The sequence below is a fragment of the Ruegeria sp. YTSA168 genome (genome assembly GCF_059610045.1).
The window spans coordinates 292,547-305,901 of record NZ_JBXWMW010000004.1 but is presented as its reverse complement, the minus strand read 5'-3'; the positions used below and the strand labels follow the sequence as shown (position 1 = coordinate 305,901).

Below are 13,355 nucleotides of genomic sequence, written 5' to 3'. Positions count from 1 at the left end.
TGGAGATCGCGTGACATGTTGAAGATCAACACTCAAGCCGAATGGATCGACCGCGCGAAGGCTGTTTTGCCAGCAGGCGGGTTCGGGAATTTCGATCCGGGCATCATCATTTCGCACGGCGAAGGCAGCCGCGTCTGGGATGAAGATGGCAACGAATATATCGACTATCTAATCGGGTCGGGGCCGATGTTGCTGGGCCACGGTCATCCCGAAGTGATGGAGGCCGTGCTGGAGCAACTGCCCAAAGGCATGACCTTTTTCGCCAACAACGCCAAGGGCATCGAACTGGCTGAAGCCATCATTGAAGCGGTGCCCTGTTGCGAACAGGTCCGCTTTGTCGCGTCGGGTGGTGAGGCGGATATGTACGCGATCCGCTTGGCGCGGGCCTATACCGGGCGCGATAAAATTCTGAAATTCGAAGGCGGCTATCACGGGATGAGCGCTGAAGCGCAGATGAGCCTGGCCCCCAGCCGTCAGGTCAATTTCCCACAGGCCGTCCCTGACAGCGCGGGTATCCCGCAAGGTGTTGCGGACCAGATGCTGATCGCACCGTTCAATGATCTGGATGCGGTTGAGACTTTGCTGATCGAACATGACGACATCGCCGCGATCATGGTCGAACCCTTACAGCGTATCATCCCGCCCATGCCCGGCTATCTGCAGGGCCTGCGTAATCTGTGTGACAAATATAATGTCCTGTTGATCTTCGACGAAATCGTCACGGGTTTCCGTCTCGCCTATGGTGGGGCGCAGGAGCGGTATGGCGTGACACCCGACATCTGTACGATGGGCAAGATCACCGGTGGTGGCTTCCCGCTGGCCACGCTGGGCGCAAATGCCGATATCATGAAGCATTTCGACAAATCGCAAGTGGGTGAGGGCGGATGGCTGATGCAGCTTGGCACCTTGTCAGGCAATCCCGTTGCCTCAGTCGCCGGGCTGAAAACGATGGAGATTCTGCGCCGCGATGGCACCTATGATCGCCTGCGCGACATTGGTGCGCGCCTGCAAAACATGCTCACCGATACATTGAATGAGGCCGGGATCGCGCACCGGATTTGCGGCGACGTGACCCTGTTTGATATCTACTTTACCAAAAATGACTGCCGGGACTATCGCAGCGCCAAGCATGACGATCCTAAGCGCAATGTCCTGTTCAACGACGTGTTGCGCGCACATGGCATATTCAAATCGCCAGGTAAGCTCTACCCGTCTTTGGCGATCACCGAGGCTGATCTGGAGCAGACACACCACGCGATTCAGCAAGCTGTCAGCGCTATAAGCTGAAGATGCGCCTTGATCCAAAAAAGGCGGGCCGCTGTTGACCCCCAACAGCGACCCTGAACCTTTTGAATGTCGGGGTCAATCTCGCCCCCTCGAACACTGATTACAACACTAACAACTTGAAACTTTTCGATACTTTCGAGACTGTCCCGATTTCCAACCGGTATGAACACACTATCAGCTTAATTCGGGCTCTGCGCTGTGAAAAAGTTCACATTGGTTAAAATTTTTAGATTTTTTTCCATTCAAAGAATCCGGGGCCCGCATTTTTAAGCAGGATATCAGCCACAGCACGGCCCATTTCAGCCCCGTCTTCGATGGCTCCGGTGGTGTCTTCGGCAATCGCTTCGGACCCGTCGGGGCGCAGAACCTCGCCGCGCAGTCGCAGCTGGCCTGCATCGATCTCTGCCAGACCGGCGATCGGGGTCTCGCACGAGCCGTCCAGCGCCGCCAGCAACGAACGTTCGGCCGCCAGTCGTGTGCTGGTCTGCGCATGGTGAATGGCTTCAAGCATCTCGGCGGCGCGATTGTCATCAACACGGCGTTCGATTCCGATGGCACCTTGCGCGATGGCAGGCAGCATCTCGTCAGGTGAAATCGGGTTGGCCGGCATATCGCTCATGTCGAGACGCCGAATGCCCGCCATGGCCAGGAATGTGCATTCTGCCACGCCATCTGCCAGTTTCTTCAGACGGGTTTGAAGGTTGCCCCGGAACTCGACAACATTCAGATCGGGGCGACGATTGAGCAGTTGCGCCTTGCGTCGCAGAGAGGACGTGCCAACCACAGCGCCCTGGGGCAGGTCGTGGATGGCCTGAAACTGCGGAGAGATGAAAGCATCCCGCACATCTTCGCGCGGTAGGAACGTATCCAGCACCAGACCTACGGGCTGTGCAACCGGCATGTCTTTGGTCGAATGTACCGCGATGTCGATGTCACCGCGCAGCATGGCCTCTTCGATCTCTTTGGTGAACAGGCCCTTGTTGCCGATCTCTTTCAGCGGCCGGTCCGCATCGATCATGGCGCGGTTGTCGCCGGTGGTTTTGATCACCACGATGTCAAACGCGTCCTCAGATAGATCGAACGCGCCAGACAGGCGCTTTCGGGTTTCATAGGCTTGCGCCAAAGCCAGGGGCGAGCCTCGGGTGCCGATCTTCAGCGGCGATGCGGGGGTGGGCAGGGTCAATGTCATGGGCACAGCTTTAGTCGCGTCACATTGCCCTGACAATGGGGGCTGCGCTTGACAAATTGCCGCCAAAGGATGACCCCGTGAACCAAATTGCAAATATTGGGGGCAAAGATGGCCGAGACGAAAAAGCTGTTGCGGGCGCTGGCGGGTGAAGTGCAGGATGTACCGCCGATCTGGATGATGCGTCAGGCTGGCCGGTATTTGCCCGAATATCGCGCGACGCGAGCGCAGGCTGGGGACTTCCTGTCGCTCTGCTATAATCCGGAACTGGCCGCAGAAGTCACGTTGCAGCCGATCCGCCGATACGGGTTCGATGCGGCGATCCTGTTTGCAGATATCCTGTTGGTGCCACAGGCGCTGGGGGCGGATTTGTGGTTCGTGACCGGTGAAGGCCCGCGCCTGTCGACGATCACGCAGCAATCGGATTTCGATGTTCTGAAGCCGGTTGAGGACATTCATGAGACGTTGTCTCCGGTCTATGAAACCGTGCGGATTCTGTCGCGCGAGTTGCCATCCGAGACCACATTGATCGGCTTTGCGGGCGCCCCCTGGACGGTGGCGACCTATATGATTGCCGGGCGTGGCACCCCGGATCAGGGGCCTGCGCATGCGCTGCGCGAGGGGAACACTGCGCTGTTTGAAGCTTTGCTGGACCGGATCACGCTTGCAACCATCGAATACCTTTCGGCCCAGATTGAGGCGGGTGCTGAAGTGGTCAAGATTTTCGACAGCTGGGCCGGATCTTTGAAGGGTGAAGCATTCCGGAAATACGCGGTCGAGCCGTGCAGGGTGATTACCCAAGCCATCAAGGCACGCCATCCCGATATCCCGGTCATTGGTTTTCCGCGAGAAGCTGGCGATGGCTATGTCGGCTTTGCAAGGGAAACCGGCGTGGATTGCGTTGCTTTGGACAACTCGGTTGCACCCGATTGGGCGGCGAAACATGTGCAGGTGGATGGCTGTGTTCAGGGCAATCTTGCGTCCTCGCACATGGTCACGGGTGGGCAGGCGCTGGTCGATGAAACCCGGAGCATTGTCGAGGCGTTTTCGAAAGGCCCCCATATCTTCAATCTGGGGCACGGAATCACACCGGATGCAGACCCTGAGAATGTGCAGTTGATGATCGATACGGTGCGTGGGCGGTAAGGGGAAAGGGGGCCAGCCCCCTTCTTGGCCTGCGGCCAATTCATCCCCCGGGATACTTTTAGCCAGATGAAGGATTGGATCGGTGTAAGCGGTCGAGTTCGGCTTTGATCTCGGCGCTGTGTTCGCCTCGGGTCGGGCTGGGCTGTGGGGTCCAGCGGTGGTTTGAGAAGCGGGGCGCGGCCGCGGCCTGAAGGGTGCCGTCGATCAACTGCCATGTTTGACGGGTTTCATTCATGGGATGGGTAAGGGCTTCATCCGGGCTGAGAACCGGAGCGACACAGGCGTCAGAGCCTTGAAACAAGGCAGTCCAGTGATCTTGCGGGTGTTTGCAGAAAAGCCGGGCCAGGTGGCGGGTCTGGTCGGGCCAGAATGTCGGGTTGTACTGGGATTCGAAGGTGGCGTCGTCAGACAGCCCCAAGATTTTCAGGAACTCGGCATAGAATTTGGGTTCGAGACATTGAACGGTGATGTAACGCCCATCCGAGCAGGTGTAGGTGCGGCTCCAATGGGGGCCGTCCAGCAGGCTTTGGCCCCGTGCCTGTTGCAGGTTGCCGGTTTGGCGCATGGTCATGAGCAGGTTCATCATATGGGCCGAGCCGTCATAGATCGCCGCGTCAACGACAGTGCCTTGTCCTGTGTTTTGGGCGTTGATGATCCCTGCGAGCAGCCCTGCGACCAGATACATCGCGCCGCCGCCGATATCACCCACCAGTGTGGCCGGGGATTGTGGAACTGCATCGGGAGGTGACGCGTACCAAAGCGCACCCGAAAGAGCGATATAGTTCAGATCATGGCCCGCAGTTTGGGCCAAGGGGCTGCCCTGGCCCCAACCCGTCATGCGCCCATAGACCAGTTTTGGATTGCGTTGCAGGCATTCATTTGGCCCGAGGCCCAGCTTTTCCATCACGCCGGGACGGAAGCCTTCTATCAGGGTGTCGGCCGTGTCGATCAACTGTTTTGCGGTTTCCAGATCGTCTGCGTCTTTCAGATCCAGCGCAATGGATCGTTTGCCGCGATCCAAGACCGCGCGATCTGGCATTCCGGGCGGTGGCGTGCCTGTTTTGCGATGGATGGTGATCACATCTGCGCCCAGATCAGCCAGCAGCATGGCGGCAAAGGGTGCCGGGCCAAGCCCTTCGATTTCTATGATACGTACCCCGTTCAGCATGTGACCTTCTCCTGTCTTGAGAGAAGTTTCCGGTGGATTGGCGGGATTGCAAGGGGGGATTACAGGGGCGGCGATTGATCTTTCCGCAAAAATGCGGAGAACACTGTGCGGAACTGACCTGTCGCATGCTGGCAAGGCGCGATATGGTTCGGACAATAAACGAGGGCCAGCCATGACTGCGATTTTGTCCATCAAGGAGTTGCGTAAATCCTATGCTGACGGGTTTGAGGCGCTGAAAGGCGTGTCGCTGGACATTCAAGAAGGTGAGATTCTGGCGCTGCTTGGGCCGAACGGGGCGGGCAAGACCACCCTGATCTCGACCGTCTGTGGGATTACCACGCCAAGTTCGGGGTCAGTCACGGTTGGCGGCCACGACATTCAGGCCGAGTTTCGAGCTGCCCGCAGGATGATCGGATTGGTGCCTCAGGAGATCGCGCTGGAGCCGTTTGAGAAAGTCTACAACACTGTCCGGTTTTCGCGCGGTCTTTTCGGGTATGGGCGCGACGACAGCCGGATTGAAGAGATCTTGCGAAAGCTGTCTCTGTGGGACAAGCGCTGGAACGCAATCAAGGAACTTTCTGGCGGGATGAAGCGGCGGGTGCTGATTGCCAAGGCACTGGCGCATGAGCCCCGTATTCTGTTTTTGGATGAGCCCACCGCCGGGGTCGATGTCGAACTGCGCAAGGACATGTGGGAGATTGTGGCCGAGTTGAAACAGGCCGGTGTCACCATCATTCTGACGACGCACTACATCGAAGAGGCCGAGGCGATTGCGGATCGGGTCGGGGTGATTGACAAGGGTGAGTTGCTGCTGGTGCAGGACAAGGGCACCCTGATGGCGCAGATGGGTAAAAAGCAGATCGATGTGATGCTGGCGGCTCCGATATCAGAGATACCGGATAGTCTGGCTGCGCATAATCTGGCCTTGAACGGCAATGGCGATGCGTTGGTTTATACCTATGATACCAATGCCGATCGGACCGGGATCACCACTCTGTTGAATGATGTGGCGCAGGCCGGATTGGTTTTGCGGGATGTTCAGACCCGGCAATCCAGTCTGGAAGAGATATTCGTCAACCTGGTATCGGGAGAGCCCGCATGAACTGGTCTGCTGTCGCCGCGATCTACCGATTTGAAATGACCCGGTTCTTTCGGACATTGGCGCAAAGTTTTCTGTCGCCTGTACTGTCCACCTCGCTGTATTTCGTGGTCTTTGGCACCGCCATCGGCAGCCGCATTCAAGAGGTCGAGGGGGTGTCTTATGGTGCCTTCATCGTGCCTGGGCTGATCATGTTGTCGATTGTGACGCTGTCGATTTCGAACGCGTCCTTCGGCATCTATTTCCCCAAGTTTCTGGGTACAATTTACGAGCTGCTCTCGGCCCCGGTGAACTTTATCGAGATCGTCATCGGTTATGTGGGGGCTGCAGCGACCAAGGCCTTGTTTGTTGGTCTGGTGATCCTGATCACGGCGACGTTCTTCGTAGATATCCGAATAGAACACCCATTTGCTATGGCGGCGTTTCTGATCCTGTCCTGCCTCAGCTTTTCACTGCTGGGTTTCATTATCGGAATCTGGGCCAGCAACTTTGAACAGATGTCTCTGGTGCCACAGCTTGTGGTGACGCCGCTGATCTTTCTGGGCGGCACTTTCTATTCTGTTTCGATGCTGCCGCCTCTGTGGCAGACGATCACCTTGTTCAATCCGGTCGTCTATCTGATCTCGGGTTTCAGGTGGTCGTTTTACGGGCTGGCAGACGTGCCGATTGTTTTCAGCCTTTTGGCCATCGTTGCGTTTACCCTGATCTGCCTGGCCGTGATCGGATGGATCTTCAAAACCGGATGGCGTATCCGCAGCTAGGCGTTGCATTTTTGCCCATCGACTGTGCGAATTTGGTTCACGTCGCGGTTAACGCCGGATGAGTCCCTTGTTTACAGGTTGGGGGCACTCTACATCGGCACCCATGAAGCTCAGCCTGCCCTTTGTCAAAAAGCAACCCGTCGTCGCCGTTGTGCGCCTGTCCGGAGCTATTGGAATGGCCGGGCGCGGAGCATTGAATGATACCTCGCTCGCGCCGGTTCTGGAAAAGGCGTTTCGCAAGGGAAAGCCGGTTGCCGTTGCGCTGGAAATCAACTCTCCAGGCGGCTCGCCGGTGCAAAGTTCGCTGATCGGGTCACGTATTCGGCGACTGTCTGATGAGCTCGACATCCCGGTGATTGCCTTTGTCGAGGACGTCGCGGCCTCGGGCGGCTATTGGCTGGCAGCGGCGGCTGACGAAATCTGGGCCGATGAAAGCTCGGTTCTGGGGTCGATCGGAGTGATTTCGGCCGGATTTGGAGCGCATGAGTTTTTGGCAAAGCAGGGGTTCGAGCGGCGCGTGCATACGGCCGGCAAGTCGAAATCAATGCTCGACCCGTTCCGGCCTGAAAAGAAGGAAGACGTCAAGCGTCTGCAGGGCCTTTTGGGCGACATCCATGAAAACTTCATTGCGCATGTCAAAGCCCGCCGTGGGGACAAGCTGGACGAAAGTGCCGATCTTTTCACCGGCGAAGTCTGGCTTGGAAAACGTGCGCAGGAGTTGGGGTTGATCGAAGGCATCGCCCATCTCAAACCCAAGATGCAAGAACGGTTCGGCGAGAAGGTTAAGTTTCGGCGCTACGGCGTGCGTAAACCGATTTGGTCGCGCTTCGGGGCGTCGCTGGCGCAAGACGCCATTGCCGGGCTAGAGGAGCGGGCGGCCTACGCGCGTTTCGGTCTGTGACGTGATCATCAAAATTGTCACTTTGTTTCTGGTTGCCATGGGTGTTTTGGCGATGTTCGGCAAGCTGCGGTTTCCTGGGCAAAAACGTTTGAGCTCGGCCAAATGTCCGCGTTGTGGCAGATTCCAGATCGGCAAAGGGCCTTGTGCCTGTGAAAAAGGAGGCCGGACATGACGGTATGGCTGCTCTCCGGCCTGGGTTTGGTGATCCTGCTGTTGGCAGGCGATGCGCTGGTACGTGGCGCAGTGAACCTGAGCCTACGATTGGGGGTACCTGCCCTGATCGTCAGCCTGACCATCGTGGCTTTTGGCACCTCGGCGCCTGAATTGTTGATCGCCATCAGCGCGATTGACGAAGGTGCGCCTGGTCTTGCGCTGGGCAATGTCGTTGGGTCCAATACGGCCAACATCCTGTTGGTACTGGGTGTGCCCGCATTGCTGGCAACCCTGCACACAAGCGAATGCGACAGCCGCAAAAGCTATGTCTTCATGTTGCTGGCCAGTGTTCTGTTCATTGGCCTGGCCTTTTGCGGTGTCTTCAACCTGTTCAGTGGGGCGATCCTTTTGGCCGCACTTGGGCTGGTGCTGTGGAACGCGTTTCGGGATGCAAAGGCACATCGCAAAGCCTGTGCGGCTGATGTTGAGTTGGATGGGCTGGAAGAGGCCGATCCGGATATGCCGTATTGGAAGATTTCGATCTATCTGATCCTGGGTCTGATTGGTCTGCCGATGGGCGCGCATTTGCTGGTGGACAACGCCACGATCATCGCGCGCATGTATGGAATCAGCGAAACCGTGATCGGCCTCACGCTGGTCGCGATTGGGACGTCTCTGCCCGAGTTGGCAACAACAGTCATGGCGGCATTGCGGCGGCAGGCAGATGTGGCGCTGGGCAATGTGATCGGGTCGAACATGTTCAACCTGCTGGCCATTGTTGGCATTGCCACTTGGTTCGGTAACATCCCCGTCGACCCGGAATTCCTGCGCTTTGACCTGTGGGTGATGTTGGGCGCCTCGCTGCTGCTGGCCCCGTTTGTGTTTTTCAAACAGGATATCTCGCGCATCTGGGGTTTGGTCTTGACGTTTCTTTATGCGCTTTATCTGACCACATTACTGGTGTGACCTGACAAAGAGAGGTAGCCCATGTCCCGAGCCTTAGTGACCGGAGCCGGAATCCGTTTGGGACGGGCCATGGCGCTGTATCTGGCCGGGCGCGGGTATGATGTGGCGGTGCATTATGCAAGTTCGCAACGGCCCGCGTCAGAGACGGTTGCACAGATCGAAACCCTGGGTCGCAAGGCAGCCGCGCTGCAGGCGGATCTGTTGGACGAGGCGCAAGTTGCTGCACTGCTGCCGCGCGCGGCAGAGGCGCTGGGCGGGCCGATCACCTGCTTGGTGAACAACGCCTCGATCTTTGAATACGACAACATCAAAACCGCCACGCGTCAAAGCTGGGACCGGCATCTCGACAGCAATCTGCGTGCGCCGTTTGTGTTGACACAGGCGATGGCGGATCAAGGGTTGCAGCCCGAAACCGATGCACTGGGTGAGCCGGTGGCAACCGGGCTGATCGTCAATATGGTGGACATGCGGGTGCGCAAACTGACGCCCGAGTTCATGACCTACACCATTGCCAAAATGGGTCTTTGGGCGCTGACCCGGACGTCGGCACAGGCGCTGACACCCGCGATCCGCGTCAATGCAATCGGGCCCGGCCCGACCCTGCAAGGCCATCGACAGTCTGAGGAGCACTTTCAGACCCAACGCGCGAACACAGTGCTGGAACGCGGGGCGAATCCTGCCGATATCACGGCGGCTTTGGGCTATTTTCTGGATGCTCATGCGGTCACCGGGCAGCTTCTATGCGTGGATGGGGGGCAGCATTTGGGGTGGCAAACGCCAGATGTTCTGGGTGTAGAATAGGTAAATCTGCTGCAAGTTTTGCACCGCTCGCTTTTCTGTTACCTGCGCGTTACAAAAATGTCTTTTTTTTCATATACTTGCCAGAAGTGCAAAAAAATATATATAAAAAACAATTTGTTAGATCGGTGCCTATTTTTTGTGCAAATCGGTGAACTGGTAATGAAACAAGGAAGATTCCCGACCGATCGAAACTTATCTGCACACTTATCCACAGAATCCGTGGATTTGTTTTCTCTTGAATTGAGCGTCGCAAGATTGCAGCCAATGCCAGAGAATCATATCTCAGAGCTATGACTGGCCCAAGCGAATCAATCCCGGACACTCAACCCACAGGCTATGCCTGTATTCAGCGCTATGCGAAGACACTGGACAGTTCGCCGGGCGTGTATCGGATGCTGGATGCGGATAGTCGGGTTCTATACGTGGGCAAAGCGCGGAACCTGAAGGCTCGGGTATCGAACTATACCCGCCCGGGACATTCGGGCCGGATTGAGAAAATGATCGCCGCGACCGCATCGATGATGTTTCTGACCACGCGGACCGAGACCGAGGCGCTGCTGCTGGAGCAGAACCTGATCAAGCAGCTCAAACCCAAGTACAACGTGCTGCTGCGGGACGATAAGAGTTTCCCGAATATTCTGGTCGCCAAGGATCATGCCTTTCCGCAGATCAAAAAGCATCGCGGGGCGAAGAAGGAAAAAGGGGCCTATTTCGGTCCTTTCGCCAGCGCCGGTGCCGTGAACCGAACTTTGAACCAACTGCAAAAAGCGTTCCTGCTGCGCAATTGCTCGGATTCCATGTTCGACAGCCGCACGCGACCCTGTCTACTCTATCAGATCAAACGCTGTTCAGCGCCCTGTGTGGGGCTGATTTCCGAAGGCGACTACGCCGAAAGCGTTAAAGATGCAGAACGGTTTCTGTCGGGGCGGTCCACCAAGGTGCAGGAAGATCTGGCCGACCAGATGATGGCCGCGTCTGAGGCGATGGAGTTCGAGCGCGCCGCCGGATTGCGTGATCGTATCCGTGCGCTGACACAGGTGCAGACCAGCCAGGGTATCAACCCGCGCGGTGTGACCGAGGCGGACGTGATTGGCCTCTATATGGACAGCGGGCAGGCCTGTGTTCAGGTGTTCTTCATCCGCGCCAACCAGAACTGGGGGAACAAGGATTTTTATCCTCGGGTTGGGGCCGATGTGTCCCCGGCTGAGGTGATGGAGGCCTTCCTGGGCCAGTTCTACGACAACAAGGAACCGCCGCGCCAGTTGATCCTGTCGGATGGGATCGAAAACGCTGACCTGATGCAGGAGGCGCTGACTGAAAAGGCCGGGCGCAAGGTTGAAATCCTTGTCCCGCAGCGCGGTGAGAAACAGGAACTGGTCGCAGGTGCCTTGCGCAACGCACGCGAGTCGCTGGCCCGCCGCATGTCCGAAAGTGCGACGCAGGCTAAGCTGCTGCGTGGCGTGGCCGAGGCATTTGATCTCGACGCGCCTCCGGCTCGGATCGAGGTCTACGATAACTCTCATATCCAAGGCACCAACGCTGTCGGCGGTATGATCGTGGCTGGCCCTGAAGGCTATATGAAAAACGCCTATCGCAAGTTCAACATACGCGGCGATGACCTGACACCCGGTGATGACTTCGGCATGATGAAAGAGGTTCTGACCCGTCGCTTTACGCGCCTGCAAAAGGAAGATCCTGACCGCGACAAGGGCATGTGGCCGGACCTGTTGCTGATCGACGGTGGGGCCGGGCAGGTGAGCGCGGTGCATGAGATCATGGCGCAGTACGGGGTCGAAGACATCCCGATGGTTGGTGTCGCCAAGGGTGTCGACCGCGATCACGGCAAAGAGGAATTCTACTGTATTGGTCAGCGCCCCTTTGCCCTGAAACGCAACGACCCCGTGTTGTATTTCATTCAACGACTAAGGGATGAGGCGCACCGCTTTGCCATCGGCACCCATCGCGCGAAACGTGCCAAGGCTGTGGGCGCAACGCCATTGGATGAAATCCCAGGCGTGGGGGCCGCGCGCAAACGCGCCTTGTTGGCGCATTTCGGCAGCGCCAAGGCGGTCAGCCGCGCCAATCTGGCAGATCTAAAAGCGGTCGAGGGGATCTCAGCGGGACTGGCGCAAAAGGTCTATGATTTCTTCCACGACAAGGGTTAAACCCGCCGCCCGCGCCATAGGATGTACAGCCCTGATGCCACGATCAGCGCGCTGCCGATCCACATGGTCTGATCCAGATGCTCGCCGAAGAAGACCACGCCCAACGCAACCCCGAACAGTAGGCGCGAGTAGCGGAAAGGGGTCACGGCCGAAACCTCTCCGGTCCGCATGGCCTTCATCAGTGATGCGTAGGCAATGGTTCCAAGGACCACGGCGCCGGCCATATGCAGGCCTGTATCGAGGGGTAGCGATACAATGGCTGCTTGTTCCCAAAAGCTATAGGCGAGCCCGGCGATGGTCACGCAAACGAAGCCATAAAACCCCAGAACCTCGGTGCCCAAACTGGCCGGTGCCGCACGACTGGCCAGATCACGCCCTGCAAACCCCAGCATCCCGAACACGGCAAGCAAAGACAGGACGCTAAAGCTGTCGCCTGTTGGTTGGATGATGATCACGACGCCGATCAGACCCACAAGAATGGCGCTCCACCGTCGCCATCCAACGGTTTCGCCAAACAGCAGCGCCGCACAGGCGACAACCACCAGCGGCGTGGCTTGCAGGATCACAGTGGCCGAGGATAGCGGAGTCAATGTGAAGGCCAGAATGTAGAACAGGCGCCCCAGAATCTCGAACACTGCACGGATTTTCATTGCGGGCGACAAGACGTCTGGCTGCCATAGCCGTGTGCCACGCGCCTTGGCGACACTGGCAAAGATCAGAGACCCACCCAGCCCGAACAGGACGAGTGTTTGCCAGATGGGCAAGGCCAGGGCGGTGGCTTTCAGCAGTGCATCTTCAAGCGCGAAACACACCATCGCGCCGATCATCCAGGCGCTGCCGATCAGGTTGGCGCGCGCGTCCGTTTCGATATGTGGGGTCATGATGTGCCTTTGGCGAATTTATTCGCAATCTGACGTCATTCCCGTCCGGGGCCAAGGGTGAATAAAGGCGCATTCGGTCGGCTGTGCCACTTTGACCAAGCCTCTGGGATTGGTGCGGTTTTTTAACCCTTTGTCTTTTCTGTCCTGACCCGGCGATGTAGTGTCTGCCCATGAAGTGGAACCTGCCGAATATTCTGACCCTGTTGCGCCTGCTGGCTGCCCCCGGTCTGGCCGTAATGTTTTTGTATTTCACCCGCCCCTATGCGGATTGGTTTGCGCTGATCCTGTTCCTGTCGGCAGCGATCACCGACTGGTTCGATGGCTATCTGGCCCGCGCGTGGAAGCAGGAGACCAAGATCGGGGCCATGCTGGACCCGATTGCAGATAAGGCCATGGTGGTTGTCGCGCTGATGATCCTTGTCGGTTATTCGACCGAGCATTGGACCCCCTGGTTGGTCCTGCCCGCCACCGTGATCCTGTTTCGCGAGGTCTTCGTCTCGGGCTTGCGCGAGTATCTGGGCGATGTCGCAGGAACGCTCAAAGTCACCAAGCTCGCCAAGTGGAAGACCACCGCGCAAATGGTGGCGATCGCAATCCTGTTTTCGCAGGGCATCTTCGAGCACTATTTTGTGATGGCCACGTTTGGCATGGACCCGACCACCATTGATCAGGTTCTCTCCCGCCAGATCGAAGATGTGAACAACATAGGTTGGACGCTTGAGGGTATGTACTGGTCAGGTCAGATCGGCCTGTGGCTGCTATGGATCGCGGCGGCCCTCACATTGATCACCGGTTATGACTACCTACGTAAAGCCATGCCTCATCTGAAGGAGAGCTAAGC

12 protein-coding genes are annotated in these 13,355 nt (G+C 57.6%); 9 read left to right on the top strand and 3 right to left on the bottom strand.

Annotated elements, in window-relative coordinates:
* Nucleotides 1-15: 15 nt before the first annotated feature.
* On the top strand, nt 16-1,287 hold the full coding sequence (locus AC2FFE_RS10820) for an aspartate aminotransferase family protein (protein WP_496846611.1): 1,272 nt from the start codon (nt 16-18) through the stop codon (nt 1,285-1,287).
* Nucleotides 1,288-1,513: 226 nt separating this feature from the next.
* Here the strand turns inward: AC2FFE_RS10820 and hemC are convergent, their stop codons facing one another.
* Nucleotides 1,514-2,476, bottom strand: coding sequence for a hydroxymethylbilane synthase (hemC, locus tag AC2FFE_RS10815; protein ID WP_496846610.1), 963 nt, complete (start codon nt 2,474-2,476; stop codon nt 1,514-1,516).
* Between the two features lie 108 nt (nt 2,477-2,584).
* Here hemC and hemE point away from each other — a divergent pair, with 108 nt between their 5' ends.
* The gene (hemE, locus tag AC2FFE_RS10810) at nt 2,585-3,619 is read left to right on the top strand and encodes a uroporphyrinogen decarboxylase (RefSeq protein WP_496846609.1); all 1,035 of its coding nucleotides are present in this window, start codon (nt 2,585-2,587) and stop codon (nt 3,617-3,619) included.
* 58 nt (nt 3,620-3,677) lie between these two features.
* Here the strand turns inward: hemE and AC2FFE_RS10805 are convergent, their stop codons facing one another.
* Entirely contained in the window at nt 3,678-4,787 is a 1,110-nt protein-coding gene (locus AC2FFE_RS10805; protein ID WP_496846608.1) for a CaiB/BaiF CoA transferase family protein, read from the bottom strand.
* 172 nt (nt 4,788-4,959) lie between these two features.
* Here AC2FFE_RS10805 and AC2FFE_RS10800 point away from each other — a divergent pair, with 172 nt between their 5' ends.
* The 6 genes from AC2FFE_RS10800 (at nt 4,960) to uvrC (ending at nt 11,633) form a co-directional block, all read left to right on the top strand.
* Nucleotides 4,960-5,889: an ABC transporter ATP-binding protein gene (locus tag AC2FFE_RS10800; protein WP_496846607.1), complete on the top strand. Its 930-nt coding sequence runs from the start codon at nt 4,960-4,962 to the stop codon at nt 5,887-5,889.
* Nucleotides 5,886-6,647 (top strand): ABC transporter permease, encoded by a 762-nt coding sequence (locus tag AC2FFE_RS10795; RefSeq protein WP_496818909.1) that lies wholly within the window; start codon nt 5,886-5,888, stop codon nt 6,645-6,647. The genes AC2FFE_RS10800 and AC2FFE_RS10795 overlap by 4 nt, the downstream gene beginning before the upstream one ends.
* A gap of 103 nt (nt 6,648-6,750) precedes the next feature.
* Nucleotides 6,751-7,548, top strand: a complete 798-nt coding sequence (locus tag AC2FFE_RS10790) for a S49 family peptidase (RefSeq protein ID WP_496846677.1) — start codon at nt 6,751-6,753, stop codon at nt 7,546-7,548.
* A gap of 168 nt (nt 7,549-7,716) precedes the next feature.
* Entirely contained in the window at nt 7,717-8,667 is a 951-nt protein-coding gene (locus AC2FFE_RS10785) for a calcium/sodium antiporter (protein ID WP_496846606.1), read from the top strand.
* A 21-nt stretch (nt 8,668-8,688) separates the two neighbouring features.
* Nucleotides 8,689-9,468, top strand: coding sequence for an SDR family oxidoreductase (locus tag AC2FFE_RS10780; RefSeq protein ID WP_496818913.1), 780 nt, complete (start codon nt 8,689-8,691; stop codon nt 9,466-9,468).
* A 290-nt stretch (nt 9,469-9,758) separates the two neighbouring features.
* On the top strand, nt 9,759-11,633 hold the full coding sequence (uvrC, locus tag AC2FFE_RS10775; protein ID WP_496846605.1) for an excinuclease ABC subunit UvrC: 1,875 nt from the start codon (nt 9,759-9,761) through the stop codon (nt 11,631-11,633).
* Here the strand turns inward: uvrC and AC2FFE_RS10770 are convergent.
* Complete coding sequence (locus tag AC2FFE_RS10770) at nt 11,630-12,514, bottom strand: DMT family transporter (RefSeq protein WP_496818915.1); 885 nt, start codon at nt 12,512-12,514, stop codon at nt 11,630-11,632. The genes uvrC and AC2FFE_RS10770 overlap by 4 nt on opposite strands.
* Nucleotides 12,515-12,684: 170 nt before the next feature.
* On the opposite strand from AC2FFE_RS10770, the gene pgsA reads away from it, so the two are divergent.
* A complete protein-coding gene (gene pgsA, locus AC2FFE_RS10765) occupies nt 12,685-13,353 on the top strand; it encodes a CDP-diacylglycerol--glycerol-3-phosphate 3-phosphatidyltransferase (protein ID WP_496818916.1) in 669 nt (222 codons plus the stop codon).
* The last annotated feature ends 2 nt before the right edge of the window (nt 13,354-13,355 follow it).